General features: G+C 69.4%; 25 protein-coding genes and 1 tRNA gene. 8 read left to right on the top strand and 18 right to left on the bottom strand.

Features of this window, described 5'->3' with window-relative positions; all coding sequences use genetic code 11:
* Positions 1-22: 22 nt before the first annotated feature.
* Together F8O04_RS02940 and F8O04_RS02935 are read right to left on the bottom strand one after the other, a co-directional pair.
* Positions 23-526 (bottom strand): hypothetical protein, encoded by a 504-nt coding sequence (locus tag F8O04_RS02940; RefSeq protein WP_158027840.1) that lies wholly within the window; start codon positions 524-526, stop codon positions 23-25.
* Complete coding sequence (locus F8O04_RS02935) at positions 516-1,175, bottom strand: dienelactone hydrolase family protein (RefSeq protein ID WP_158027839.1); 660 nt, start codon at positions 1,173-1,175, stop codon at positions 516-518. The genes F8O04_RS02940 and F8O04_RS02935 overlap by 11 nt, the downstream gene beginning before the upstream one ends.
* A 188-nt stretch (positions 1,176-1,363) precedes the next feature.
* On the opposite strand from F8O04_RS02935, the gene F8O04_RS02930 reads away from it, so the two are divergent.
* The 3 genes from F8O04_RS02930 to F8O04_RS14730 all read left to right on the top strand — a co-directional run bounded on the left by F8O04_RS02930 (position 1,364) and on the right by F8O04_RS14730 (position 4,481).
* Positions 1,364-1,873, top strand: coding sequence for an SRPBCC family protein (locus tag F8O04_RS02930; protein ID WP_158027838.1), 510 nt, complete (start codon positions 1,364-1,366; stop codon positions 1,871-1,873).
* A gap of 39 nt (positions 1,874-1,912) precedes the next feature.
* Entirely contained in the window at positions 1,913-4,222 is a 2,310-nt protein-coding gene (locus F8O04_RS02925) for an FdhF/YdeP family oxidoreductase (RefSeq protein WP_158027837.1), read from the top strand.
* Between the two features lie 121 nt (positions 4,223-4,343).
* Positions 4,344-4,481: a hypothetical protein gene (locus F8O04_RS14730; RefSeq protein WP_188726478.1), complete on the top strand. Its 138-nt coding sequence runs from the start codon at positions 4,344-4,346 to the stop codon at positions 4,479-4,481.
* A 67-nt stretch (positions 4,482-4,548) separates the two neighbouring features.
* Here the strand turns inward: F8O04_RS14730 and F8O04_RS02920 are convergent, their stop codons facing one another.
* Positions 4,549-5,571: a diacylglycerol/lipid kinase family protein gene (locus F8O04_RS02920; protein WP_188726305.1), complete on the bottom strand. Its 1,023-nt coding sequence runs from the start codon at positions 5,569-5,571 to the stop codon at positions 4,549-4,551.
* A gap of 259 nt (positions 5,572-5,830) precedes the next feature.
* On the opposite strand from F8O04_RS02920, the gene F8O04_RS02915 reads away from it, so the two are divergent.
* A complete protein-coding gene (locus F8O04_RS02915; protein WP_225734836.1) occupies positions 5,831-6,322 on the top strand; it encodes a MarR family winged helix-turn-helix transcriptional regulator in 492 nt (163 codons plus the stop codon).
* 127 nt (positions 6,323-6,449) lie between these two features.
* Here the strand turns inward: F8O04_RS02915 and F8O04_RS02910 are convergent, their stop codons facing one another.
* From F8O04_RS02910 to F8O04_RS02870, 9 genes are all read right to left on the bottom strand, one after another.
* On the bottom strand, positions 6,450-8,324 hold the full coding sequence (locus tag F8O04_RS02910) for an FtsX-like permease family protein (protein WP_158027835.1): 1,875 nt from the start codon (positions 8,322-8,324) through the stop codon (positions 6,450-6,452).
* Positions 8,324-9,100: an ABC transporter ATP-binding protein gene (locus F8O04_RS02905; RefSeq protein WP_158027834.1), complete on the bottom strand. Its 777-nt coding sequence runs from the start codon at positions 9,098-9,100 to the stop codon at positions 8,324-8,326. Before F8O04_RS02905 ends, F8O04_RS02910 begins: the two co-directional genes overlap by 1 nt.
* A gap of 142 nt (positions 9,101-9,242) precedes the next feature.
* Positions 9,243-9,917: a response regulator gene (locus tag F8O04_RS02900; RefSeq protein ID WP_158027833.1), complete on the bottom strand. Its 675-nt coding sequence runs from the start codon at positions 9,915-9,917 to the stop codon at positions 9,243-9,245.
* Entirely contained in the window at positions 9,914-11,173 is a 1,260-nt protein-coding gene (locus F8O04_RS02895; RefSeq protein WP_225734835.1) for a sensor histidine kinase, read from the bottom strand. The genes F8O04_RS02900 and F8O04_RS02895 overlap by 4 nt, the downstream gene beginning before the upstream one ends.
* Positions 11,170-12,135 carry a CPBP family intramembrane glutamic endopeptidase gene (locus F8O04_RS02890; protein ID WP_158027832.1) on the bottom strand — a complete coding sequence of 322 codons (966 nt, stop codon included), beginning with the start codon at positions 12,133-12,135 and terminating at the stop codon, positions 11,170-11,172. The genes F8O04_RS02895 and F8O04_RS02890 overlap by 4 nt, the downstream gene beginning before the upstream one ends.
* Before the next feature lie 144 nt (positions 12,136-12,279).
* The gene (locus F8O04_RS02885) at positions 12,280-12,636 is read right to left on the bottom strand and encodes a VOC family protein (protein ID WP_158027831.1); all 357 of its coding nucleotides are present in this window, start codon (positions 12,634-12,636) and stop codon (positions 12,280-12,282) included.
* A 185-nt stretch (positions 12,637-12,821) separates the two neighbouring features.
* A tRNA-Gln gene (locus F8O04_RS02880) sits at positions 12,822-12,896 on the bottom strand.
* Between the two features lie 133 nt (positions 12,897-13,029).
* A complete protein-coding gene (locus F8O04_RS02875) occupies positions 13,030-13,725 on the bottom strand; it encodes a potassium channel family protein (protein ID WP_188726306.1) in 696 nt (231 codons plus the stop codon).
* 22 nt (positions 13,726-13,747) lie between these two features.
* Positions 13,748-15,121 carry a TrkH family potassium uptake protein gene (locus F8O04_RS02870; RefSeq protein WP_308420212.1) on the bottom strand — a complete coding sequence of 458 codons (1,374 nt, stop codon included), beginning with the start codon at positions 15,119-15,121 and terminating at the stop codon, positions 13,748-13,750.
* A gap of 258 nt (positions 15,122-15,379) precedes the next feature.
* Here F8O04_RS02870 and F8O04_RS02865 point away from each other — a divergent pair, with 258 nt between their 5' ends.
* Genes F8O04_RS02865 through F8O04_RS02855 form a run of 3 tightly spaced genes read left to right on the top strand, consistent with a single transcriptional unit; the run spans position 15,380 to position 18,322 of the window.
* Positions 15,380-16,591, top strand: a complete 1,212-nt coding sequence (locus F8O04_RS02865) for a thiolase family protein (RefSeq protein WP_158027830.1) — start codon at positions 15,380-15,382, stop codon at positions 16,589-16,591.
* A gap of 16 nt (positions 16,592-16,607) precedes the next feature.
* A complete protein-coding gene (locus F8O04_RS02860) occupies positions 16,608-17,462 on the top strand; it encodes an enoyl-CoA hydratase/isomerase family protein (RefSeq protein ID WP_158027829.1) in 855 nt (284 codons plus the stop codon).
* Positions 17,459-18,322 carry a 3-hydroxyacyl-CoA dehydrogenase family protein gene (locus tag F8O04_RS02855; RefSeq protein WP_158027828.1) on the top strand — a complete coding sequence of 288 codons (864 nt, stop codon included), beginning with the start codon at positions 17,459-17,461 and terminating at the stop codon, positions 18,320-18,322. Before F8O04_RS02860 ends, F8O04_RS02855 begins: the two co-directional genes overlap by 4 nt.
* Positions 18,323-18,373: 51 nt before the next feature.
* On the opposite strand, the gene F8O04_RS02850 is transcribed toward F8O04_RS02855, so the two are convergent.
* Both F8O04_RS02850 and gltX read right to left on the bottom strand, forming a co-directional pair.
* Positions 18,374-19,306 carry an NAD(P)/FAD-dependent oxidoreductase gene (locus tag F8O04_RS02850; protein WP_158027827.1) on the bottom strand — a complete coding sequence of 311 codons (933 nt, stop codon included), beginning with the start codon at positions 19,304-19,306 and terminating at the stop codon, positions 18,374-18,376.
* 1 nt (position 19,307) lies between these two features.
* A complete protein-coding gene (gene gltX, locus F8O04_RS02845; protein WP_188726307.1) occupies positions 19,308-20,846 on the bottom strand; it encodes a glutamate--tRNA ligase in 1,539 nt (512 codons plus the stop codon).
* A 115-nt stretch (positions 20,847-20,961) separates the two neighbouring features.
* Between gltX and F8O04_RS02840 the strand changes: the two genes are divergently transcribed.
* A complete protein-coding gene (locus tag F8O04_RS02840) occupies positions 20,962-21,666 on the top strand; it encodes an alpha/beta hydrolase (protein ID WP_158027826.1) in 705 nt (234 codons plus the stop codon).
* A gap of 198 nt (positions 21,667-21,864) precedes the next feature.
* Here F8O04_RS02840 and F8O04_RS02835 read toward each other — a convergent pair whose 3' ends face one another.
* From F8O04_RS02835 to F8O04_RS02820, 4 genes are all read right to left on the bottom strand, one after another.
* Positions 21,865-23,193, bottom strand: a complete 1,329-nt coding sequence (locus tag F8O04_RS02835; protein ID WP_158027825.1) for an NtaA/DmoA family FMN-dependent monooxygenase — start codon at positions 23,191-23,193, stop codon at positions 21,865-21,867.
* A 74-nt stretch (positions 23,194-23,267) separates the two neighbouring features.
* Complete coding sequence (locus tag F8O04_RS02830) at positions 23,268-23,867, bottom strand: MarR family winged helix-turn-helix transcriptional regulator (protein WP_158027824.1); 600 nt, start codon at positions 23,865-23,867, stop codon at positions 23,268-23,270.
* 311 nt (positions 23,868-24,178) lie between these two features.
* Complete coding sequence (locus F8O04_RS02825; RefSeq protein ID WP_158027823.1) at positions 24,179-24,952, bottom strand: fumarylacetoacetate hydrolase family protein; 774 nt, start codon at positions 24,950-24,952, stop codon at positions 24,179-24,181.
* Positions 24,953-25,148: 196 nt separating this feature from the next.
* On the bottom strand, positions 25,149-26,060 hold the full coding sequence (locus tag F8O04_RS02820; protein WP_158027822.1) for an endonuclease domain-containing protein: 912 nt from the start codon (positions 26,058-26,060) through the stop codon (positions 25,149-25,151).
* Between the last annotated feature and the right edge of the window lie 110 nt (positions 26,061-26,170).

The raw sequence follows: 26,170 nt of genomic DNA, 5'->3' as shown, positions 1-26,170 counted from the left end.
GCATCCTCTCGCAGGTGTTTCCTCACGCGGCCGGCCCGGGTGGCGCGGCCGGCGCGTGTCGCTCGAGCGCCGCGACCGCGTGCCGCAGCGTCTCGACCGCGTCGGCGCGCGCGCCGTCGGGCCACACGATGCGCATGCGCTGCACGGTCCCGGCGTTGTAGAGCGACACCATGTAGTCGGCTTCGCTGAGGGCCTGCGGGTCGGCGCCGTCGGCCGGCACGGTCTCGGTCGCGAGCCGCGGCCCGTGCTCGCGCATCGCGGCGACCTCCATGGCCGTGGCGAGCGCGGGCTCCTTCGCCGCGACGACGCGGCGGTGCGCGAGGAGGTCGCCCGTCGCACGGCGGTCGACCTCGGCGTCGACGAGCATGGCGAGCAGCATCGCCCGCTTGCGCGAGAGCGGCGCGGCATCGAGGCCGGCGAGCGCGACGCGGACACCGTCACGGCCACCGGGGGCCGCGGCGGCGCCGAGGCTGGTCACGGCCGTGGCGGACCCGGCGCCCTCGGTGACGGCGGCGCTAGCCGACATGCGTGCGGAAGAACGCCAGCGATCGTGCGCTCGCGGCCTCGCAGGCATCCCGGTCGAACCTCGGCGCATCGGAGTTGCAGAAGCCGTGGTCGGCGTCGTACGTGTAGATGTCGACGTCGGGGTGCGCCTGCGCGAGTTCTTCGACCTGTTCCATCGGGATGCCCTGGTCGCGACTGCCGAAGTGCATCTCGGTGGGCACGCGCGGCGTCAGGCCGATGTAGTTGGGCACGCCGCCCCCGTAGTACCCCGAGGCGGCGGCGACGCCGTCGACCTGCGCGGCCGCGCGCCACGAATTGGCGCCGCCGAAGCAGTAGCCGGTCACGCCGACCCTGCCGCCCTCGCTCGCCGCCTCAACCGCAGCGGCCATGTCGAGCAGCGCGGTCTCTTGGCTGTAGGACGCGAAGAAGTCGAGGGGCATCCGCGAGTAGTCCTCGCTCTCGTAGCCGTACTCGACCCGGTCAAACATGGCGGGAGAGATCGCGAGGTAACCGTGCTCGGCCCAGCGATCGGTCACCGAACGCACCCAGGTGTTGAGGCCCCACACCTCGCCGAAGAGTACAACGCCGCCGCGCGGAGCTCCGTCGGGTTCGGCTCGGTAGGCGTTCAGCGTGAAGCCGTCGGATGCGGTCAGGGTGGTTCGTGTGCCCATTGCGGAGACTCCTTCGTCGGTGGATGCCGTCAGGCTAGTTCGCGTGGTGTTCGGGATGCTCACCGGCCGCCGGGTGCGCGATCACGGCAATACCGGCTCCTGCGCAATTCCACAGAGCGGGGGGCGGCCTATTGCGCCCGTTGGGCCGGAGTGTTTTGGTGGAGGTCCCACATGGAGAGGAGCGACCCATGGGTGTTGTCGAGGCGGACGTCGATGTCGATGTCCCGGCGCGAATCGCGTACGACCAATGGACGCAGTTCGAGAGCTTCCCCCGGTTCAGCTCCCTCGTGAAGAGGGTCGAGCAGGTGCAGCCCGCGGTCACGCGGTGGCTGGTCGGGATCGGGCCCGTGCGGCGCGAGTTCCACGTCGAGGTCCGCGAGCAGCATCCGCACTCGCTGGTGGCGTGGCGGAACCTGGGTCGACACCTCCGGCACGACGGCGAGGCGTCGTTCGTTCCCCGCTCCGAGGATCACGCGACCGTGCGCGTCACGGTGCGCCTCGAATCGAGTGAGCGGCTGCTCGGTCGGCTGGTCCACGCGGTCGCCCGCCGCGTGATTCGCGCGGAGCTCGCACGGTTCAAATCATTCGTTGAGGGCGTGGGGGGTGCCGTTGAGATGCCTCGCGGCACGATCCGGAACGGTCGCGTACTGAGCTCCGAGACGCAATCTTCGACCCATCCGGGATGGGTGCACGGCTGAGACTGACCGGAACAGACGGCGAGGCGAGAGGACGATCACATGCGAAACGCGCCGAACGAAGAGGACGCCAGCGACCTGTCGGTGAGCCCGCCCAAGGACTGGGCGACCGGCGTGCCCGCGGTCGCCCACGCGATCGGCTACTCCCTTGAGCAGACGTCCCCCAGGCGTACGGCGCTGACGCTGCTGAACATGAACCAAATCAGCGGGATCGATTGCCCGGGTTGCGCGTGGCCCGACCCCGCGCCGGGGCATCGAGCGAAAAACGAGTACTGCGAGAACGGCGCCAAGCACATCAATGATGAGGCGACGTCGAGGCGGATCACCCCCGACTTCTTCCGGCGTCACTCCGTCTCTGAGCTGGCCGAGCGTTCCGACCTTTGGCTGAACCAGCAGGGTCGATTGACCGAACCGATGGTGAAGCGCGCCGGGTCCGATTATTACGAGTCGATCAGCTGGCGCGACGCGCTCGAGCTGCTCGCGACGGAGTTGAATTCGCTCGATTCGCCCGACGAGGCGGCGTTTTACACCTCCGGCCGAGTCAGCAACGAGGCGGCCTTCACGCTGCAGCTGTTCGCTCGGGCGTTCGGCACCAACAACCTCCCCGACTGCAGCAATCTGTGCCACGAGTCCAGCGGGTTCGCGCTGCACGAGACCATCGGCACTGGGAAGGGCACGGTGAGTCTGCTCGACATCGAACACGCCGACCTGATCTTCGTCGTGGGCCAGAACCCCGGCAGCAACCATCCCCGCCAGCTGACCGCGTTGGAGCGGGCCAAGCTCAACGGTGCTCGTATCGTCGCGGTCAATCCGTTGCCGGAGGCGGGGCTGCGCAGGTTCAAGAACCCGCAGAAAGTCCGCGGCGTCCTCGGCCCGGGTGTCGAGATCGCCGACCGGCTCCTGCAGATCCGCCCGAGCGGCGACCTTGCGCTGTTCCGGGCGCTCAATCGGCTGCTCCTCGAATCGGAGGAATCGCGCCCCGGAACGGTCTTGGACTGGGACTTCATCCGTTCCAGCACGAGCGGGTTCGAAGCGTTCGCCGAGCACGTGGCCGCGACGGACTGGGATGAGGTCCTCGCTCAGACGGGGCTCACGCGCGAGGAGATCACCGCGGTCCGCGATGAGGTGCTCCACAGCGACCGGGTCATCGTCTGCTGGGCGATGGGGCTCACCCAGCACCGCTACGCCGTGCCGACGATCCGCGAGATCGTCAACTTCCTGCTGCTGCGGGGCAATCTCGGCCGCACCGGCACCGGGGCCTGTCCGGTGCGCGGGCACAGCAACGTGCAGGGAGACCGCACGATGGGGATCTGGGAGCAGATGCCCGACGAGTTCCTCGATGCCCTGCAACGCGAGTTCGGCTTCGACCCGCCGCGCGAACACGGTCTGGACTCGGTGAATACGATCCGCGCGATGCGCGAGGGCCGCATCAAGGTGTTCCTCGGGGTCGCGGGCAACTTCGTCCGCGCCACGCCGGACAGCGATGTGACCGAGGCTGCGCTTCGCAGGTGCCGGCTGACCGCCCAGATTTCGACGAAGCTGAACCGGTCACACGTCGTGTGCGGGGAGACCGCACTCATTCTGCCGACGCTCGGACGCACGGAGCGCGATATCCAGGACCGCGGTGAGCAGTTCGTGACGGTGGAGGACTCGATGAGCGAGGTCCATCGGTCTCGAGGTCGGCTGGAGCCGGCCTCCCCGCTGCTGTTGAGCGAGGTATCCATCCTGTCCCGGCTGGCCCGCAAGACCCTCGGCGACCGGGGTGAGATCCCGTGGGAGTCGTTCGAAGCCGACTATGGGACCATCCGCGACCGCGTCTCGCGCGTCGTCCCTGGCTTCCACGACTACAACCGTCGCGTCGAAGAGCCCGGGGGTTTCCGGCTGACCAATCCGGTGAACGAGGGCATCTTCCCGACCTCGACCGGCACCGCGCACTTCACCGTGAACCACGGTGCCGCCCCCGACGTGCCCAACGGCCACCTCATGCTGCAGACGCTGCGATCGCACGACCAGTGGAACACGATCCCGTACACCAACGACGACCGCTACCGGGGCATCCACGGCGACCGCCGAGTGGTCATGGTCAACCAGGACGACCTCACCGAGCTCGGACTGTCCGAGGGCGACCGCGTGGACCTCGTGGGCGTCTGGTCGGACGACATCGACCGCCGGGCCCCCGGCTTCCGGGTGGTTCCCTACCCGACGCCGAAGGGGTGCGCGGCGGCGTACTATCCCGAGACGAACGTGCTCGTGCCGCTCGACAGCGTCGCAGAGATCAGCAATCAACCGGCATTCAAGAGCGTCGTGATCCGGATGGAGAAGGCGCAGGTCGCACACCCTTCACGAACGTAATCCTCGCGCGGACGTGCCGTTCGGCCGGTTGCGGTCGCCGAGCGTGCCGCGGCTTTCAGGTCGTTCCGCGGCGAAACCCCGTATCGTGGCATGCATGTGGACAGTTCTTATTATTTTGCTCGTGGCATGGCTCATACTCTCAGTCGTCGGATTTGTTTTCGAGGGTCTGATGTGGCTGGCCATCATCGGAATCGTGCTCTTCGTCGGCACGCTCATCTTCGGGATGATCCGTCGACGGGCCGGGGGGCCGAAGGTCTAACGCCGGATTGAGGCGCGGGTGGCCCGGGTTGATTGACCCGGGCCACCTCAGGCCGGCGCCGGTCGCCTCAGGCCGGCGCCGCGCCACTTCTCGCCTGCGCTGCGTCACCTCTCGCCGGTAAACGTGTCGCGTCGTCGTGGACGCAGACGCGCAGCGCGCTCGGCCGGACGGTGATCCGTGCCCGCACCACCTGCCCGAACCCATCGCCATCGAGTTCGATGTGGTGCGGGATCTCGAAGCGGGCCTCGAAGCTGCGGCCCTGTGCGTAACTCAGCGCCCGGAACTCGGGTGCGAGCCGGAGCATGCTCCGGCCGAATCTCGAGCGGTTCGCGACCCCCTGTGCCGTAAGGCGGGTGCCGATCCTCGCCCACCCCCATCTGCCCTTCGGGCGCAGCATGACGACGTCGAGCATCCCGTCGTCGACGATCGCGGCGGGGATGAGGAGCATGTTCCCGGTGAGCGTGCCGCAGTTGCCCACGATGACCGTGTGGGCGTGAGCCGGCCGCGCGCGACCGCCGTCGATGCGGTAATCGAGGTGGAAGAGGCGGTTCGCGATGACCGACCGCGCAATCGGAGGCACGTAGGCGAGCCAACCGAGGCGCTTCTTCGCGAGGGCGCTCGTGTGCTGTGCCATCTCGGCATCCAGTCCGATGCCCGCCATCACCACGAACACTCGCGTGCGTCGATGCCCGTCGGGATCCTCGAGCTCGGCCACCGCGACATCGACCGCGCGCGCGGTGCCGGCGAACGCGGTCGCGACGGACCCCTCGACATTGGTCAGAGGCACGCCGAGGTTGCGCGCGAGCAGATTTCCAGTGCCGGCGGGCACGAGCGCCAGCGGTGTCTCGCTCTCGTACACCGCCTCGGTTACTGCCCGCACGGTCCCGTCGCCACCTGCGACGATGACGACGGCGGGATCGCCCGCGAGCGCCTCTTCGGCCGCACGCCGCCCCGAGTCGTCGCTGTCCGTCTCGAACCAGCTGGACTCGCCCCAGCCATGCTCGCGCTCCTGCTCGAGAACGGCGCGGCGTAGCCGGTCAAGCGGAACTTTGATCGGGTTGTAGACGATCGCCGCATGCCGTTTCTGCACCCTCCGAGCCTATGCGATCGGTGAGACCGCACGCACAGGACTCCCCCCGAGCGATCGGCGTTGGGGACCGCCGCAAGCGCCTCGCCCACGGGCCGAGGGCCTGGCGACCCCGAGATCGCGGTGGCATTTCACGCCGTGGTGACATGGGATGAACCCGACGGCCCCGTCGCCGACGATCACCGCACAACTTCGAGTTCGCAGCAACTAGTGCGAATCCGTAGCACCACGTAGAGTCCCGAGCATGGACACAGAACCGTCGATGACGCCCACGCAGCTGGGGGCGTATTCCGCGCTGATCGAGACCAGCAGCCTGCTGCGCCACTCGGTGGAGCAGCAGCTGCGCGAGGTCGGAAGTCTCAGCTACGTGCAATTCCAGCTCTTGGCCCGCCTGGGAGAAGCGACCTCGGGCAGTCATCGGATGACCGATCTGGCCGACGGGGTGGTCTACAGTCGCAGCGGTCTGACGTATCAGGCGCAGTTGCTCGAGCAACGCGGTTTGGTGGCTCGCTCCCCCGCCGAGGACGACGACCGGGGCGTGACGGTGTCGATCACTGCTGCCGGCCGCGAAGTCCTCGCGCAGGTGTTCCCGGGTCATGTCCAAGTGCTGAACGATCTGCTGTTCGCGTCCTTGTCGGAGACGGACGTAGCGCAGCTCGCCGATGTGCTCGGGCGCCTGCGCGACCACATGCGGGCGGCGCCGCCCCGCTCCGCCGCCCCCCGACGCCGCAAACCCGCGTCGACGACCGACTGAACGCATCCGGATCATCGTGCCGCGCCGACTCGTCGCCTTCCCCTGCGCTCAGCCCAGCAGTCGCGAACGGCGGGTTCGGAGCTGGTGACGGTTGATGTCGTCGGTGTTCTGGGACGACCTGGGCGCCCTATTCGACGCGCAGGTTCGCGGAAGCGGGTCGGGGCGCGCCTCCACTCACCACGAGAATGCTGGTGATCAGCGCGGTCAGGAGGGCGCAGACGAGCAAGGCCACCGGGAGCGCGGTCAGCGCGATCCACGGCAGGTCCGGCCATCCGGAGAGCAGCGAGAAGCCGGCGGTGACGGCTGCGGGGATCGCCGCGACCGTTCCAGCCGCCACGGCGAGCACGGTCGCGATGAGCGATTCGGTGACGACGGTGCGAACAAGTGTCGGTCGCGTGGCGCCGATCCGGATCAGCAGGACGAGCTCTTCGCGGCGCCCGCGGATGAGGGTGATCAGGGTGTTGATGGCCCCCAGCAGCGCGAACAGCAGCAGTGAGAACAGCAGCACGCTCGAGGTGGTGCTCTCCCCGCCCGCGGGCGCCCCGGCGGCATACACGTCGGGGGGCTGAAGCGGTATCCCCAGGGCGGCCGCGTGGTCGCGGACGGCGTCCGCGCGACCGTCGTCCGTGTCGACAAGCATGGTGCCGCCGCCGGGCGCCGTATCGGCGGTGACGAGGAGGTAGTCACCGAACCCGAGCGACGCCGCATAGATCGCCACGATCGTCCGGGCCTGCGTGACGCCGCCGATTCGCACGGTGAGCGTATCGCCCACCCCGGTGGTGGATCCGATCAGCGCATCCGCCGACACCGCAATCGTGCCGGCCGCGGCGAGCTCGCCCAGCGACCCCGCGGTGACATCGGGATCGACGGCGGCGTCGATGTTCCCGGTGGTCGTGAGGGTACCGGCCGTGCCGGGCTCCCAGACCTCGAACGGCAGGTCGTCGTCCTGATCGGCGAGCACCTCCATCGACTGGCTGGCGAGGACGGTCACCGCGTTCACCCCGTCGAGGCCCTCGATCGCGGCGAAGTCTCCGTCGGCGGGGCCGACGAGGTCGGTGAGGATGCCGGAGGCGAGCTGGTCGCGGGCGGCCGCGGCGACGATGGCGTTCGTGCTCAGCTGTACGGCGCCGAGCGCGGCCACGAGCGCGAACGGGACGATCACGGCGGTGAGCCGATGCGAGAACCCGCGGATGTTCGCGACCGCGAGTCGCGAGCTCGATCGTGCCGGCAGCAGTCGCTGCGCACGGCCAGCGGCCCAGGCGACCGCGATGGGGCCGATGAGCGCGATCGCGGTCATGAGCAAGAACGTCGACATCGTGCCGAACGCGACCCCCAGCATCCCGGGAAGCACCAGCGGCATCCCGGCGGCGACCACCCCGAGGGCGGCGACCACGACCGCCGTCGCGCGGCGGCCGGCGCCCACGCGCGCAGGTTCCACTCCGGAGGTGCGGAGCGCTTCGGCCGCGTTCACCCGAAACGTGCGCCGCGACGCCGTCCACGCCGAGATCAGGGCAACCGCTATCGTGACCGCGACGACCCCGATGACCGGGACGACCGTCAGCGGCAGCCCGTACCCACCGGGGGCCAGCCCGGCGTCTTGCAACAGTGGCACGGTCGCCGCCCCGAGCGCGAAACCGATCAATGCCCCCACGGGCGCGGCGACCACGAACAGCGACAGGGTTTCGGCGACGACCATCCGTCGCAGCCGGCTCGACGTCGCTCCTACGGCTGCCAGCAGCGCGAACTGCGGACGTCGCTCTCGCAGGCCGGTCGCGATCGTGGATGCCACCGTCAGGCCGGCGATGAGGGAGGCGACGCCGATGAACGAGGAGGCGACCGTGACGAGCTCCCCTGCCGTCGCCGACAGCGCCGGGTCCCTGAGCCCCGCGTCCAACCAGAACGCGGCCGCGGTGAGCATGCCGATCGCGGCGGTGAGAGCGATGGCGGCGCCAGCGACCGCGGACCGGTTGACGCGGGCGCTGCGGCGGATCAGCGTCCACATCAGCGTGCCTCGTTGATGATCGTCAGCTGTCTGGACACGGCCGCGGCCGTCGAGGACGGCAGGTCTGCCGTGACGACCCCGCCGTCCAGGAACAGCACCCGATCCGCGGCCGCGGCGACCGCCGGGTCGTGAGTGACCATGACGAGGGTCTGCTGCAACTGCGCGGCGGTGCGTTGCAGGACCTCGAGCACGTGGAGGGCGGTGTGCGGGTCGAGCGAGCCCGTGGGCTCGTCGGCGAACACCACCGCCGGGCGGGTAATAAGGGCGCGGGCGATCGCGACGCGCTGCGCCTGCCCGCCCGAGAGCTCGCCCGGCAGCCGGTCGGCCTTGTCTGCCAGCCCGATCAGGTCCAAGACGGTGCGCTGCCACTGCGGTTCGACGCTCGGGGCACCGAGCAACTCGGGGAGAGCGACGTTCTCGGCGACGGTCAGGTGCGGGAGGAGGTTATAGGACTGGAAGACGAACCCGATCCGGTCACGGCGGAACGTCGTGACCGCGTCACCGCGCAGCGTGGACAGATCCTGCCCGCCCACGACGACGCTCCCCGAGGTCGGGGAGTCCAGGCCCGCGGCGCAGTTCAGGAACGTCGACTTGCCCGACCCGGAGGACCCCATCACCGCGGTGAACGATCCCTCCGCGATGCTCACAGAGATGCCGCGGAGGACCTCCACCGTGTGCGCGCCGTCGCGGAAGCTCTTGCGCACGTTCGTGAACTGCACCGCGGCGAGCGGCGAGGTGGGGTACTGCACCGCGGCGGGCGGGGTGGGAAAAGACAACGGGACTCCGATCGTGGAAGAGGCGTGCTTCCACGGTAGGAATGGGGTCGCCGCCGACCTAGATGCGTCGGGATGCACTGGCGCGGTTGCATCCTTCGGTGCAGACCGCCCGATGGCGAGAGGGCGACTGACGGTGCGCGTGTCAGCGGGGCGCGTCGCCGACGGTCACGACGCGGTTCTGATATGCCCATACCGCGGCTTGCAGGCGCGACTGAACGCCGAGCTTCGGGAGCAGCCGCGCGAGGTGGGACTTCACGGTCGCGACCTCGACGAACAGCTGCGCGGCGATCTGTTCGTTCGACATCCCTTGCGCCAGCAACAAGAGGATGTCGCGTTCGCGGGCCGTAAGCGCCTCGATCGCGCGGGTCGCGGTCACCGGACGCAGCGCGCGACGTTGCACGTACTCGGTCACGATGCGACGGGTGAGGGTGTGATCGAGCATGCCGTGCCCGTCGGAGATGCGTGTGATGGCACGGATGATGTCGTCCGGCTCGGAGTCCTTCAGCAGGAACCCGGAAACTCCCACCTCGAGAGCACGGAAGACGTAGTCATCCAGGTCGAAAGTGGTCAGGATGAGCACCGGGATACCGAGTTCCGAGTCCGGACCGCACAGGACATCGGCGACCTCGATGCCGTCTCGGCCGGGCATCCGGATGTCGAGGCACGCAACATCGGGGCGCAGCTCTCGCGCCAACCGGATCGCTTCGTTCCCGTCGGCGGCGGCGGCGACCACGTCGATGTCGTCCTCGCCGTTGAGCAGCGCGGTGAGGCCGGCGCGGACGAGGTGCTGATCGTCGGCGATGAGGACACGGATCATGTGTGCTGCTCCGTGCGGTGCCGGCGCGATTCACGCGGGATGCTCATGCGAGTCTCCCATCCGTCGTCGCCACTGGGCCCGGCCGAGAACGACGCACCGATGAGGGCCGCACGTTCCCGCATCCCGATGATCCCGAACCCCGACCCGGACGGGCGCGTGAGGGAGCCAGCCGGGGGCGGGGCATTCCGCACGCTCACCCGGAACCGGGCGGGATCGGTGTCGTCGAGGACGACCGTGCAGGCCGCCCCCGGGGCGTGCCGGGACGCGTTGGCGAGCGACTCCTGCACCATGCGGTACACCGCGAGTTGTGCCAGGGGGCCGATGCCCTCCCCCACATCGTCGGACGCTGGACCGCGGACGTCGACGCGGACGTCGACACCGGTGGCAGCGACGTCGTCGACGAGTGCGGGAACCGTGTCGAGGGTCTTCACCGACTCGTCGCCACCGTCGGTGTCGCGCAGCATCCCCACCAGGCGGCGCAGGTCGTCCAGGGTGGCGCGGCTCTGCGCTCGCACCGCCGCCGCTCCGGCCCGGGCGGCCTCCGGATCAGTGTGCACCTGACGCTCCACCGCTCCGGCCATGAGGGAGATCCCTGACAGGTGGTGGGCGGCGATGTCGTGCAATTCGCGGGCCATCGCCGCGCGTTCCCCCGCGATGACTTCACCGATGTGCGCGTCGCGTTCGCGGGCCATCGCGTCAAGGGTCTCCTGTTGCGCGTGCCGGATGGCCCGCTGCCCGGCGATCACGGTCGCCGGCAGCAACGGCAGCCCGATCACGAGCGCGGCCTGCAGCGCCGATTCCACCGCCATGCCGGCGTAATCGGTGCGTCCGATGAAGGCCGCGTTCAGCAGCTGTCCGACCGCGACCAGCACGCCCGCGGCCGGCCCGGTCCACCGCACACGCCGCACCGGCTCCTGCAATCCGGTCAGGAACGCGAGTACCAGGATGGGGAACGCGCTAACGCTGAAGAGCGGTCCCGGCACCACCGACGCCAGCACCAGCGGCAGCGCCGCGGCGACCAGCAGGCCGGCGCTCCGAGGGCCCGGGATCAGCTGCGCCGCGGCCTGCAGCACGACGACGACACCCGTCACCCACCACGACCACGGCGTGGCCACACCGTGCTCGGCAGGGTCTGCGGCCGAAAGCGACCCGATGATGAACAGCAGCAGCACCGCCGCCACGGCGGTGCCGACCGCAGTCAGCACCGCCATCGCAGATCGCCCCGGGAGCACCTCACGATCGTACGCGCCGGTCATCGACGCACGTCTCGCTCCGCTCGGTCGACGGTGACGCCGGATGTGGTGGCCGACGAGGGGGCGTATCCGAGGCGTCCGCGGGTGGCGACCACGATCACCAGGGCGGCGACGGCGGCACCGGTGGCCATCGCCACGAGTGGCATCTCGCCGTCGAGCGTCGGGAACACCTCTACCCACAGCACCGATGCGAACGTATTCACCCCAACGTGCATCAGCATCGACAGTGGCAGCGACTGGCCGGTCCGGTTGAAGACCCACGACATCACGATGTTGAACGCGACGCAGAACGTCAGGAACACCAGCGGGCGCGTCCACGACGCCTCGGGAAACCCGCCCCAGTCCGTGAGGAAGAGCGGGAGATGCCAGGCTCCCCACAGCGGGCCGAGGACGAACGCGGCGCGCAGGGGCGAGAATCGCTCCTGCAGCCGCGGCAGGGCGAAATCCCGCCACCCCGGCTCCTCTGCCAGCCCCGTCGTGACCATCTGGAACAGCAGGATCGGCACGTACGCGATCAGCGCCGCGAGAGACGGGGCGGCGATCTCGCCGCCCGAGAATGCCAGCCCGGTGAGCAGCATCCCGGCCGGGACGCCCAGCAGCGTGATCGCGTACCAGCGGGGTGCGACCTTCCACCGCCACAGTCGCCGGCCCCACGCGCGCAACCCCGCCCGGCCCGACACGAGCGCCGTCACCAGGAACGCGGAGAAGATCGGCCCGAGATACGCCCCCGGGAGGACGCCGAGTATCTGGCCGCTGCCCAGCACATCCGGGAATCGGAACGCCCACACGCCGAGACCGTTTTGCGAGAACACGTACGGCAGCCACGCCGCCCAGCTGAGCAGGTTCGCCAGTGTGAAGAACGCGGTCAGTGGATGCGCGCGAACCGCCCGCACGATTCCATTGACGTTCGCGTCGCCGGCCGGAGCGGCAAGCGTCGACGCCGAGTTTTCTTGATTGATGACCATGCTTTGACGCTAGGAACGACCGGGCGGCGGCCGCTACGAACCAAAGCGGGCAAGCTCAGGACTCAACCGAAAGGTGCACCTCGCAGATCATGCTGCACCTGCCGCCGGCTCGCGTCGAGCGAAGTCGAGTACGGGGTCACCGAGTCAGGGCGTCCAGCACAGGCAGAACGGGTGACCGGCAGGGCTGCGGTAGACGTTGAACGGTTCTCCGCCGGGAGTGCGTTGAAGGAGGACGGCCCCGAGGTCGAGCACCTCCTGGTGCGCCGTGGCGATGTCGTCGACCACCACGTCGAGGTGCGCTCGCACCGATTCGCTCGGCCAGTCCAAGGGGGTGAGGCCGGGCGCGTGCTGCACACCGACCGGGCGGCTGCCGTCAGGCGCAGTGATCTCGCAATACTCGCCATACCTGACGATCTCGCCGCCGAAGACGGCGGCCCAGAAGGCGCTCTCCGCCGCGACGTCGTCGGCGTCGAAGGTCACGGTCGTGCTTTCGATCTTCATGCGTCCCACGGTAGGGGTCTCGAGTTGACGCCGACACTTCTCTGGACCAAGTCGTAGGCGCCGATCAGTTCGCGCACGTCGGGAGGAGGCGTGTCACTTCACCTGAAGTACCTGCGGGGTGCACGGCGCTGTGCTCTGCCGTGAAAACACAAGTGCCCCGAGCGCGACAATCGCTCGGGGCTTGATGGCTGGGGTACCTGGACTCGAACCAAGAACGACAGTACCAGAAACTGCTGTGTTGCCAATTACACCATACCCCAAGGAGCGCTGAGCGCCTGGGATAGCGTAGACGACGAGGGTCGGCGGAGCAAATCTTGGCGCGTCGTTGTACGACCACGTGACGCCCGTCGTGAAGGGCCTGGCGCCTCTCGGGGGCGTCGGCAGAGCATCCCCTCAGCGCAGCTGGGCGAACGCCTCGACCCGCTTCGTGGGCCCGACCACGAGCACCGTGTCGCCGGTACGGAGCACGGTCTCACGCTCGGCGTAGTGCCACGAGCCGTTGCCGCCCTTCCACGCGGCGACGGTCACCCCGTGCCGCCGGCGCACCTCGCTCTCGCCCAAGGTCACGCCGTGCAGCTCGGCCGGCACGGCCGCCTTCACGAGCGCGTACCCGGCGTCGATCTCGAGGTAGTCCTTCGCGGCACCGCGCACCAGGTGGGCGACGCGCCGCCCCATGTCCGACTCGGGATAGACGACGTGATGCACGCCGAGTTGTTCAAGGATGCGCCCATGCTGTTCGTCGGTCGCCTTGGCCCAGATGACCGGGTTGCCGAGCTGCAGCACGAGCGACGCGCAGAGGATCGACACCTTGATGTCGCCGGTGACCGCGATGACCACCCGGTCGAACTCGTGCACGGCGAGCTGCTTGAGCGACTCCTCCTTGGTGGCGTCGGCGCGCACCACCTGCGTGAGCTGACCGTTGAGGTCTTGCACGACATCCTCGCGCCCGTCGATGCCGAGCACCTCGGTGCCGGAAGCCATCAACTCCAGGGCAACGGCCCGGCCGAACCTGCCGAGCCCGATGACCGCGACCGAGTCGGCCTCGGCAATCCGCTTGGCGTTCTCACCGAACGAGAGAAACGATCCCATGATGTGCATCCTTTCCGCGCCGTCAACCGATGACGGGGCGTTCTTTCGGGAGTTCGTAGGCGATACGTCGCTCACGCAGCGCGAGGGCCGAACCGAGGGTGAGCGGGCCGAGGCGGCCCAAGAACATGAGCATCGCGAGGATGATCTGGCCCGCCTCGGGCACATCGGCGGTGATGCCGATCGACAGCCCGACCGTCGCGAACGCCGAAACGGACTCGAACAGCACCTGATCGAGCGTGAACTCGGTCATCGCCAGCAGGGCGAGGGTTGCGGCCGCGACGGCCGCGAACGAGAGCAGCACGACCGAGATCGCCTCGCGGTGCACCGAGCGGGAAAGCCGCTTGCCGAAGATGTTGACGGCCGCTCCCCCGCGCAGCTCGGTCCACACGATGAACCAGAGCACTGCGACCGTCGTGAGCTTGATCCCGCCAGCCGTACCGGCGGGCCCACCGCCGATGAACATCATGATGTCGGTGAACAGCAGCGTCTGGTCGTGCATCGCTCCGACGTCGACCGAGTTGAAGCCCGCCGTGCGCATCTGCACCGCCGAGAACACGCCGGCGAGCACGCGCGTCGCGGGATCGAGCTCACCGAGCGTGTCGGGGTTGTTCCACTCCGTCACGGTCACGACGGCGATGCTGAGCGCGAGGAGCGCGATCGTGCCGGGCAGCACGATGCGCGTGTTCATCGACCAGTGCAGCGGTCGGCGCCACTCGCGCGCGAGCTCACGCAGCACGGGGAAACCGATGCCGCCGAGCACGATCGCCGCACACATCGGCAGGCCTAGCCACGGGTCGTCGACGAACCCCATCATGCTGTCGGAGTACAGCGCGAAACCGGCGTTGTTGAAGGCCGAAACCGCATGAAACACGCCGTGCCAGATCGCTTGGCCCAGCTCGTACCCGTACCCGACCATGAAGCGCACGATGAGGATAAGCGCGACGACCGCCTCGATGCAGATCGAGGTGAAGAAGATGTTCCGAGCGAGCCGCCGAACATTCGGCTCCCCGAAGGCCTTCGCCTCTGCCGTCGCGTTGAGACGCGCGCGCACCGACATGCGCCGAGCCAGCGCGATGCCAACGAGCGCCGCGAACATCATGATGCCGAGCCCGCCGAGCTGAATGAGCGCAGCGATGACGGCGATGCCGAACGGGCTCCAGAACGCCGCGGTGTCGACGACGACGAGCCCGGTGACACACAGGGCCGACGTCGCCGTGAAGAGCGCCTCCACGGGCGTGGCCGGCGTGCCCGTCGCCGCGATCGGCAGGAGGAGGAGCGTCGTGCCGATCAACAGGACCACGCCGAATCCGGTGACGATCGACTGCGCGGGGGCGAGCCGGTGGTGCATGAAACGCTGCACCCACGTGAACCGCGCCCGAACGGGCGCTCGAAGCATCACGATCGCCGAGTGTACGCGGGCGCCGGCCGGACACAAGCGTGGGCACTCGGAGGCGGAATGGAGCGCGCGATCGGGCGGCGCAAACGCGAACAGGTGTGCGCATCTCGAACAGCCGTGGCCGTTGTGGTACCGCCAGGCATACCGTGAGACGGTGCCCCGAGAGGCCCCGGTGCACCGCCCGAGCCGCGCATTCGCGCGGTGCAGCCGGGCGCCGCAACGAATCCGTTGTTCGCAGGGCCATGTGAAGGAGTCACCATGACTGAGGCATTTCTCGTCGGAGGCGCACGCACCGCGGTCGGCCGCTACGGCGGCGCCCTCGCCACGGTCCGCCCCGACGACCTCGCCGCGATCGTCGTCAAGGCCGCGGTCAGGCGCGCAGGTATTGACCCCGCGCTCGTCGACGAGGTCATTCTCGGCAACGCCAACGGCGCGGGCGAAGAGAATCGCAACGTCGCCCGGATGTCGTGGCTGCTCGCCGGGTATCCCGACTCCGTGCCGGGCATCACCGTGAACCGACTCTGCGCGTCGGGCATGTCGGCCATCACCATCGCCTCGCAGATGATCCGCGCCGGCGACGCCGACGTCGTCGTCGCGGGCGGCGTCGAGTCGATGACGCGCGCACCCTGGGTCATGGAGAAGCCCGGCACCGCCTGGGCCAAGCCCGGCGCCGCCTTCGACACATCGATCGGCTGGCGCTTCCCCAACCCCACGTTCGTGTCGGGCGAGCTCTCGCGCGACGGCAAGACGACCTACTCGATGCCCGAGACGGGCGAAGAGGTCGCCGAGCGGTTCAACATCAGCCGCGAAGACGCCGACGCGTTCGCCGTTCGCTCGCAGACCCGCGCCATCGCGGCCATCGCCGACGGCAAGTTCGCCGACGAGATTGTTCCCGTCGAGGTCAAGGGGCGCAAGGGCGCCGTGACGGTGTTCGACACCGACGAGGGGCCGCGCGAGTCGACCCTCGAGACGCTCGCGAAGCTCCGCCCCGTCGTCAAGCCCGGCGGCGTCGTAACGGCCGGCAACTCCTCCTCGCTCAACGACGGCGCCTCGGCCATCATCGTCGCCTCGGACCGCTTCATCGAACAGCACGGCCTCACCCCCCGCGCGCGCGTCGTCGCCGGCGCCACGGCCGGCGTCGAACCCGAGATCATGGGCATCGGCCCCGTGCCCGCAACGCGCAAGGTGCTCGACCGCACCGGGTGGAGCATCGATGACCTGGGGGCCGTCGAGCTCAACGAGGCCTTCGCCACCCAGTCGATCGCGACGGTTCGCGAGCTCGGTCTCGACCCCGAGATCGTGAACAACGACGGCGGCGCCATCGCCCTCGGCCACCCCCTCGGCTCGTCGGGCTCGCGCATCACGATCACGCTGCTCGGCCGCATGGAACGCGAGGGCGTCACGCGCGGCCTCGCGACCATGTGCGTCGGCGTCGGTCAGGGCGCCGCCCTGCTGGTCGAGCGCGTCTAGGGGCCGCCCGTTGGACATGCCCGTCCCCGCACCGCTACTCGACGCGTCCGGTTTCGAGCGGCTCACGGTCGAGGTTCGTGACGACCGAGTCGTCGCGAGCCTCGACCACCCGCCCACCCGCAACGCGATCGACCAGACGATGGTCGACGAGTTCCACGCCATCTGCGCAGCCCTCGAGCGCGACCCGCGCATCCTCATCATCCGCGGCGAGGGCGGCATCTTCGCGTCGGGCGCCGACATCGCTCAGCTGCGCGAACGGCGCCGCGACGACGCCCTCGCCGGCATCAACTCGACGGTCTTCGACCGCATCGCCAAGCTGCCGATGCCCGTCATCGCCGCGATCGAGGGATACGCCCTCGGCGGCGGCGCCGAGCTCGCGTTCGCCGCCGACTTCCGCATCGCCACCCCCTCGCTGAAGATCGGCAACCCCGAGACCGGCCTCGGCATTCTCGCCGCGGCCGGCGCAACATGGCGGCTCAAGGAGCTCGTCGGCGAGCCGCTCGCGAAAGCGATCCTGCTCGCCGGGCGGGTGCTCTCAGCCGACGAGGCGCTCGCGGTGCACCTCGTCACCGAGCTGCACGAGCCCGGCGAACTCCTCGGCGCGGCGCACGCCCTCGCCGATCGCATCGCCCGGCACGACCCCCTCGCCACGCGCCTGACGAAAACGGTCTTCCACCTCCCGCGGGAGGCGCATCCCGCCATCGACAACATCGCGCAGAGCGTGCTGTTCGAGTCGCAGGCCAAGTTCGACCGGATGCAGGCGTTCCTCGACCGGCGCGAGGCGAAGGCGCAAGCGAAGGCCGACGCGGCCGACGCGGCCGAGGTCGCCCCCGCGCACGACAACCACGACACGAAGGAGAGCACCGCATGACCACTCCCCTACCGACACGCGTCGGCGTCATCGGCGGCGGCCGCATGGGCGGCGGCATCGCCCACGCATTCCTCCTGGGCGGCAGTGATGTCGTCGTGATCGAGCGCGACGACCAGTCGGCGGAAGCTGCCGGCGAGCGGATCATCTCGTCGGTCGAGAAATCGATCGCGCGCGGCGCGTCCGTCACGATCGAGGATGCGACCGACCGGCTCCGGGTCGTCACCGACCTGGCGGCGCTCGCCGACCGCGACCTCGTCGTCGAGGCCGTCTTCGAAGACCCGGAAGTGAAGCGTCGGGCGCTGCAGGGCGCCGAGGCCGAGATTCGGACCGACGCCGTGCTCGCCTCGAACACGTCGTCGATGAGCATCAACGGGCTCGCGACGCTCGTAACGCGCCCCGCGCAGTTCCTCGGCCTGCACTTCTTCAACCCCGTCCCAGCGTCGACGCTCATCGAGGTGGTCATCGGCACCGAGACCAACTCGCGGCTGGCATCCGACGCCGCCGACTGGGTGCGCGCGCTCGGCAAGACTCCGGTCGTCGTGAACGACTCCCCCGGCTTCGCGTCGAGTCGCCTCGGCGTGGCCATCGCGCTCGAGGCGATGCGCATGGTCGAAGAGGGCGTCGCCTCGCCGCAAGACATCGACTTCGCGATGGAGCTCGGGTACAAGCACCCGTCCGGGCCGCTCAAGACGACCGACATCGTGGGGCTCGACGTCCGCCTCGGCATCGCCGAATACCTGCACGAGCACCTCGGGGAACGCTTCGCGCCGCCGCAGATTCTGCGCGACAAGGTCGCCAGGGGCGAGCTCGGCCGCAAGTCGGGCAAGGGCTTCTACGACTGGAGCGAGACGGCCGGGTAGGCGCCCGGGTCGGGAGCGCCCGGGGCCGGCGGTGCCGGCGCCGCGCTTGCCCTACCCGATCCCGAGCAGGTCGCGGTTGACGGCGAGCGCCGCCTGCGCGCCCTTCCCGGCCGCGACCACCAGCATCTGCGGGCCAGGAGCCGTCAGCTCGCCCGTCGCGTAGACGCCCGGGACACTCGCCCGTCCGCACTCGTCCGAGACCACGAGGCCGCGCTCGTCCAGGTCGAGCGCCAGCTCCGAGGCGAAGGCGAGCGAGGGCTCGTAGGCGGGCTCGACGAACGCCCGCTCGCACGCGAACGAGGTCTCGTCGTCGAGCGCGAGCGCCGCGAGGCCGCCGCGATCGCCCAGCACGTCGACGACGGCGCGGCGATCGACGCGCACTCCGCGCTCGTGCAGCATGCCCACATCCGTTGGGCCGATGTCGCTCTCGGGGGCGAAGACGGTGACCTCGTCGCTAAACCGCGTGAGCATGAGCGCTCGGTCTCGCAGGTCGTGCGCGCCGGGCACGCCGAACACGGCCACTTTCGAGCCCGTCGCGTTCCAGCCGTCACACTCGACGCACGAGTGGATGCTCGTGCCGTAGAAGGCGCGGAGCATCGGCAGCTGCGGCAGGCGTTCCGCGACGCCCGTGGCGAGCACGACCGCGCGGGTGGCGACGTCGCGCGCCGGCGTGCCGCGCACGCCGCTCGCCTCGACGCGGAACCACCCGCCATCGCGCGTGATGCGCTCGATGGCCGCGAACTGCACCTCGGCATCCGGATACGCCTCGACGCTCTCACGCCCGAGCCGTCGCAGCTCATTCGGCGCGATGTTGTCGCGGGTGAGGAACCCGTGCGCCTCCAGCGTGGCGGCGTGCCTCGGGCGATTCGCATCGAGCACGAGCGTGCGCCAGCGGAACCGGGCGAGCGTCAGGGCGGCCTGCAGCCCCGCCGGCCCTCCCCCGGCCACGACCACGTCGTACTCGGCGCCGAGTGGGGCGGTCACCCTACGCCTCGAGCGAGGCCCGCAGCGACCGAAGTCGCGCGATCGACTCGTCGCGGCCGAGCAGCTCCATCGACTCGAAGAGCGGCGGCGACACCTTCCGGCCCGAGATCGCGACGCGGAGCGGCCCGAACGCCACCCGCGGTTTCAGGCCGAGCCCGTCGATCAGCGCGGCCCGCAGGTCGGCTTCGATGAAGGCGGCCTCGAAGTCGGGCGCGTCCGACGAGGGGTCGCCCTCGCCGGAACCGCCGAGCGCGGCGAGGGCCGCGTCGAGCACCTGCGTCGCGTCGTCCTTGAGGCTCGCCCGGGCCTCATCGTCGACGACGAGTTCGTCGCCCGTCGTGAACAGGAAGGCGAGCATGCCAGGCGCCTCGCCGAACAGGTTCATGCGCTCCTGCACGAGCGGGGCGGCCTGCCCGACGAGGTTCAGCTGCTCGGCCGACGGCTGCTCGGGCAGCACGCCACCGCGCTGGAGCGCGTCGACGAGGCGGCCCGCGAAGTCGAGAGGGGCGAGGCGTCGTAGGTGGTCACCGTTGATCGCCTCGGCCTTCTTCACGTCGAACCGCGCGGGGTTGGGGTTGACGTCGACCACGTCGAACGCGGCCGTGAACTCCTCGAGCGAGAAGATGTCGCGGTCGGGCCCAATCGACCAGCCGAGCAGGGCCAGGTAATTGAGCAGCCCCTCCGGGATGAAGCCGCGGTCGCGGTGGTGGAACAGGTTCGACTCTGGGTCGCGCTTCGAGAGCTTCTTGTTGCCGTCGCCCATCACGTAGGGCAGGTGGCCGAAGCGCGGAAGGAACTCGGCGACCCCCACGTCGATCAGCGCGTGGTACAGCGCGATCTGGCGCGGGGTCGAGCTCAGCAGGTCTTCACCGCGCAGCACGTGCGTGATGCCCATGAGCGCATCGTCGACCGGGTTCACGAGCGTGTAGAGCGGCTTGCCTCCGGGTCGCACGACCACGAAGTCCGGGAACGAGCCGGCCTTGAACGTGATCTCGCCGCGCACGAGGTCGTCGAACGACAGGTCTTCGTCCGGCACCCGCAGCCGCAACGCGGGCTCGCGCCCCTGGGCCCGGAAGGCGTCGCGCTCAGCGTCGGTCAGATCGCGCTCGAAATTGTCGTAGCCCATCTTGGGGTCCCGGCCGTTCGCCACGTTCCGGGCTTCGATCTCGTCGCCCGTCGCGTACGACTCGTAGAGGTGTCCCGCTGCGAGCAGGCGATCGATGACCTCCTGATAGATGTCGCTGCGCTGCGACTGCCGGTACGGCGCGTGCGGCCCGCCAGCGTCGACGCCCTCGTTCCAGTCGAGGCCGAGCCACCGCATGGCATCCAGGATCTGCGCATAGCTCTCCTCCGTGTCGCGCTGCGCGTCGGTGTCTTCGATGCGGAACACGAATGTGCCGCCCGTGTGCTTCGCATAGGCCCAGTTGAATAGGGCCGTGCGAATGAGGCCGACGTGCGGCGTGCCGGTCGGCGACGGGCAGAAGCGAACGCGTACGTCGCTCCCCGTCGCCCGGGTCACGGGGTGAGCGGTAGCAGTCATCAGCGCCGATTGTACCGACCCGGATGCTGCGCGCCCGCCGAGGGGGCGACCGAGGCATCCACCTCGGCTAGCGTTGGCCGCCAAGGCCGACGTTCCCGGGGAAAGGACACCGCCCATGTCGAACCCAACGCTCCTCTTCGTCCACGGCGCCTGGCACGGCTCGTGGTGCTGGGAGCCCGTCACGAGCCGGCTCACCGAGCGCGGCTGGCGAGTGCAGACCATCGACCTGCCGACCGTGCACGCCGACAACAAGGCCGACCTCGGGATGTTCGACGACGCGAACGCCGTGAGTGACGCCATCGAGGCGATCGAGGGACCCGTCGTGGTGGTCGCCCACTCCTACGGGGGTGTGCCGACGACGCAGGGTGCCGACCTGCCGAACGTGCAGCACATCGTCTACGTCGCCGCGTTCGCACTCGGCGAGGGCCAGTCGCTGTTCGGGGCCGTCGGCGGCGTCGAGCCCGACTGGTGGAACGTCGACGGCCCACTCGTCACGCCCGGTAACGACGAGCAGCCACCGAGGGCGCTGTTCTTCCACGACGCGCCGGACGATGTCGCGGCCGACGCGGAGAGCCGGCTCACATCGATGGCGACGCAGGCCGTGCACGACGAGCTCACGACCGCCGCGTGGCGGAACCGGCCGACGACCTTCGTCATCGCCGAGAACGACGCGATCTTCCCGCTCGCCGCGCAGCAGGGCCTCGCGTCAGCGATCGGAGCGAACCCGATCACCCTCACGACGAGCCATTCGCCGTTCCTGTCACAACCCAAGCGCCTGGCCGAGATCATTGTCGAGGCGGCGACCGGCGTGGATCGCTGAGCACCGTCGCTGCCGGCTGGGCCGCGCCGCAGACGACCACCGGACCCGGCGCCCTTGACGGACTCCGGCGGCCGCATCGACGACCATAGCGCCGAGTCCTCTCGGGGTCGAGAGGGAGCCGCCCCCATTCGCGGGCGAGTTATGCAACTGTTGCCCGCGGCCGCACCTGCACGGTAGGTGGCCGGATGATCGGGGCGCTTACAGCACGGTCGTCGTCTTCGGCGTCCGCAGTACCTCGAGCCCCATCCGCTCGCGAAGCGTGTCCCCGCGGTACTCGTGTTGCGCGTAGCCCCGCTCCTGCAATTCAGGGACGAGGAGGTCGAGCATCCGGTGCATGCCGACGGGAACGTCTGGCGGATTGAGGTTGAAGCCGTCGCATGCGCCCGATTCGAACCAGTCGATCATCCGGTCGGCGACCTGCGGCGCCGTGCCGACAACCCACTGGTGCCCCGCGGCCCGCGAGAGCTCGACCATGAGCTCGCGAATCGTCATCCGCTCGGCCATCGGTCGATGCAGGCTTCGCCAGCGCTCGTGGCGATCGGGGTGGTCGACGAGGCGCTCCGGCGGGATCATGTCGTCGAGGTCGAGGTCGCTCGTGTCGACATCGAGCACGCGCTCGACCTGCCACCGCCCCTGGGCCGGATTGATGAGGTCGGCGAGCTGCTGGGCGAGGTCGCGGGCCTCCGCCTCGGTCTCGCCGATGATCGGCATGATGCCCGGCAGGATCTTGATGAGGCGGGGATCGCGACCGAGCTTGGCCGCGCGCCGGTGAAAGTCTTCTCGAAATGCGATGGCCCGCGACAGCTCGGGCTGCGCGGTGTACACCACATCGGCAACCGAGCTGCCGAAGCTCACGCCGGTCTCTGACTGGCCGGCCTGCACCAGTGCCGGGTGCATCTGCGGCGGCGACGCCATGTTCAGCGCGCCCTGAACGTTGAAGAACTCGCCGACGTGATCGATGTCACGGATCTTGTCCGCGTCAACCCACCACCCCGCCTCGCGGTCGGCGATGACGGCGTCGCCATCCCAGCTCTCCCAGAGCTTCTTGACCACCTCGACGAACTCCGCGGCGCGCCGGTACCGCACATCCGGCGACGGCATCTTGCTCATGCCGAAGTTGTGGTTGCCCATGATCGAGGTGACGATGTTCCACCCGATCCGCCCGTCGCTGAGGGTGTCGAGCCCCGCGAGCTGGCGGGCCACGTTGTACGGTTCCGTGAACGTCGTGGAGATCGTGCCCATGAGGCCGATCTCTTGCGTCACCGGGATCATCGCCCCCATCGACGACACCGGCTCGTTGAGGCCCGTCGCTCGATTGCCGCCGTTGCGCACCGAGTCGACGTCGAGGCTGTCGGCGAAAAAGACGGCGTCGATCTTCGCTCGTTCGGCCGCCTGCACCATGTCACGCGTCAGCGAGAGATGGCCGACCTCCTCAGCCCGGCTCCCCGGCAGGCGCCACGCATCGGTGTGGTAGCCGAATTCGAGGATGAACAGCGTGAGCGCCATGCGGCGGTCGGGTCGAGTCACGGGTTTCCGTCCTTTCAGGCGCCAACGCGACGGTGCGTGGCGCGATGCGACTATCGAAGTCGTAACAAACGATACTACTTCTCGAGTGGCTCATCCTCGAGGGATTCGGCGTGGTCGATGAGCCGACCGAGCATCCCCCGCATGAACACCAGCTCATCGGGGGTCAGTACCTCGAACGTGCGCTGGATGTCGACGACCGCGACGGACTCGATGCGCGCGAAGATCTCGTGCCCGCGGTCGGTCAGCCACAGGTTGTTGCGGCGCGAGTCGTTGTCGTCCCGCTCGGCGCGCACGAGCTCCTTCTCTCGCAGCTCGGCGAGGGCGCGGCTGACGTTCATGGGCGTCATGCCCGTGCGCTGCGAGACCGTCTGTGCCGTCGTGCCCGGTTCGCGGTCGATCCAGGTCATGACGCGCCACTCGGCGAGCGAGATGCCGTACTTCGAGATGAATTTGCGGTGGAAGGGGCGGCTCAGCAGCAAGCCGATCTTGGTGACCATACCCATGACCTGCAGCTCGAGGGGTCGGTCCGGACCCGTCACCGCGGGGCGCGGCGCACCATGACGAAGCGCGTCGGCCCGCGACTGGTCGCCCGGGTTCTCGCGACCCTGCTTCACGTCATCCCGCGTGGTGTCGCCCTGCGTCGTGTTGCCCTGCGTCATGTCGCCCTGCGTCATGTGGGTCACCTTCCATTCGGTCGCCGAGCGCCGTCCGGGCGACCGATTCACTGCCGCGGCGCGCGGAGGACCGCCTCAGAACTGATCACAAATGCTACCGTTCCGCGCGCACGACTCCGCGCTGGTCTTTCGCCGACCGCGACGACGTCTCGGTGGCCCCGTTGCGACCGATCCGCGGCAGTGCGCGGCGGCGGACCTTCGGCGGCGCCGCCTGGCCGGCTTCGGACCAGCGGCGGGCGGGAAGCGCGGGGTGCACAGGTGCGACTCGAGGCCGTCACGGGAAACGAGCAGCCTCGGCGCCCGTTGCGCCCCTATCGCCGCACGATCACGGGGTTCGACAGCTCGCCGATGCCCTCGATCGAGCACGTGACCGTGTCGCCCTCGGCGAGGGGGCCGACGCCGGCCGGCGTGCCCGTGAGGATCACGTCGCCCGGCAGGAGGGTGAACACGGAAGAGGCGAACTCAACGAGGGTCTCGACCGACCGCTCCTGGTGGCTGAGGTCGCTCGACTGGCGCACCTCGCCGCCGACCGAGCACGAGATGGCACCCTTCGTCGCATCGAACTCGGTTTCGATCCACGGCCCGAGCGGGCAGAACGAGTCGAAGCCCTTCGCGCGGCTCCACTGGCCGTCCCGCTGCTGCAGATCGCGGGCCGAGACGTCATTGGCGACGGTGTAGCCGAAGATCACCTGCTTCGCCTCGTTCCTCGGCACGTTGCGGGCCACGTGTCCGATGACGACGGCGAGCTCGACCTCGTGGTCCACGCGCTCCGACTGCGGCGGCAACGTGATGGCGTGCCCCGGTCCCACGACGGAGGTGTTGGGCTTGAGGAACATGATCGGCTCGTCGGGCACCTCGTTGCCGAACTCGCGCGCGTGCTCACCGTAGTTGCGGCCGAACGCGACGACCTTCGACCTCGGGATGACCGGCGCGAGGAGCTCGACCTCGTCGAGCTTGAAGCGCTCGTCCTTCGTCTCGAGACCCGTGTAGAGGGGGTCGCCGAAGAGGACGACGAGCTCACTCGCCTCCTCGTCGAGGATGCCGAAGCGGAGCTGGCCCTGGTGCTCAAAGCGCGCGATCTTCATGGTGACGATCCTAGGCGCCGCCCGCTCCGGCTCTCCGGCATCCCCGCTCCCCCGCATCCCCGCTCCCCCACATCCCCGCTCCCCGCTCCCCGCATCCCCGCATCCCCGCATCCCCGCATCCTGAGTGCATCAACGTCGCGACACGCCGCGAGATCTTTCCGGTCGCGGCACCAGCTGCACGTCGTCTGCCACGCATTCACACCACCGCTGCCGCGGCCTCTGCGAGCCGTCGCGTCGACGATGTCCACAGGTGGACGCGCTCACACAGCAGCCGCTCAAAGGAGTTCCAGGTGCGCGGCCACAGGTCGACGACGTCGGCGTGCGTCAAGCGGACGGGATGGTACCCCCGCTCCGCCGCCGCGAGATCACGGTGGCGGTCTCTCACATACGCTGCGACGTCCGTGTGGTGCGCCCGAGAATCGCACTCGATGATGAGTCGATCACCGACGAGCAGATCGACGAACCCGATGCCGGGAATGAACGCCTGAGTGCGCACCCTGACGCCCCGGCGCTGAAACGCAGCGCGGACGATCGTCTCTGTGCCGGACTGGCTCCTCCCGTCGACGAGGCGCAAAGCTCGCCGGACGGCTCGCGGAGCCCCCTGAGACGCGACACAGACCTCTTCTTCGGTCGCGAGCCGCAGGTTCAGCATCGAATCCGCCACGACCAGCGCGTCGAGTGGCTCGAGACACTGCAGCGCGCACCGCAACGCCACGAGCGGGGCATCGACCGGTGAGTCACCGAGTGGACAGTCACGCAGCCGGTGGGTGATCGCGTGCATGAGCCGGGGAGTGAGCGCTCCAGCAGCGACGCGGATGTGCAACGGCGGCGTGACCCGTACCCACACCCCGTGCCGCTTCAGCGCGCCGGCACAGGTCACTCGGCCCCGCACGCGAAGCGCATTCGCCGCCTCCACGTCGTGCCCGGGCCAGGCATACCAGCCATGGCAGGGGCGGGTGAGCTGGCCGCTCGCGAGCAGGCGCCGACGCACCCGTCGGTCGATGCCGCGGTCATCGAGCTGTCGGGCAGTCTCAAGGCCGAAGCTTCGGCGATGAGCAGCGGCGCGGGTGGTCATCTGCGCTTCCAGGGCGCTCGTCAAGGCGTACATGCGGCGATTGGACCGGACGGTCGCCGACGACGCTCGATCAGCCGCCGCAGATGTGGAAGAGCGCCAGCTCGCCGGTTGCCCACATCCCGCCGGCGACGAGGTCATCCGTG

It is taken from the genome of Pseudoclavibacter endophyticus, from assembly GCF_008831085.1.
In the GTDB taxonomy this organism is placed as follows: Bacteria; Actinomycetota; Actinomycetes; order Actinomycetales; family Microbacteriaceae; genus Pseudoclavibacter; species Pseudoclavibacter endophyticus.
Note: the sequence above shows the minus strand (reverse complement) of the source record. Positions and strands in the feature narration are given on the sequence as shown.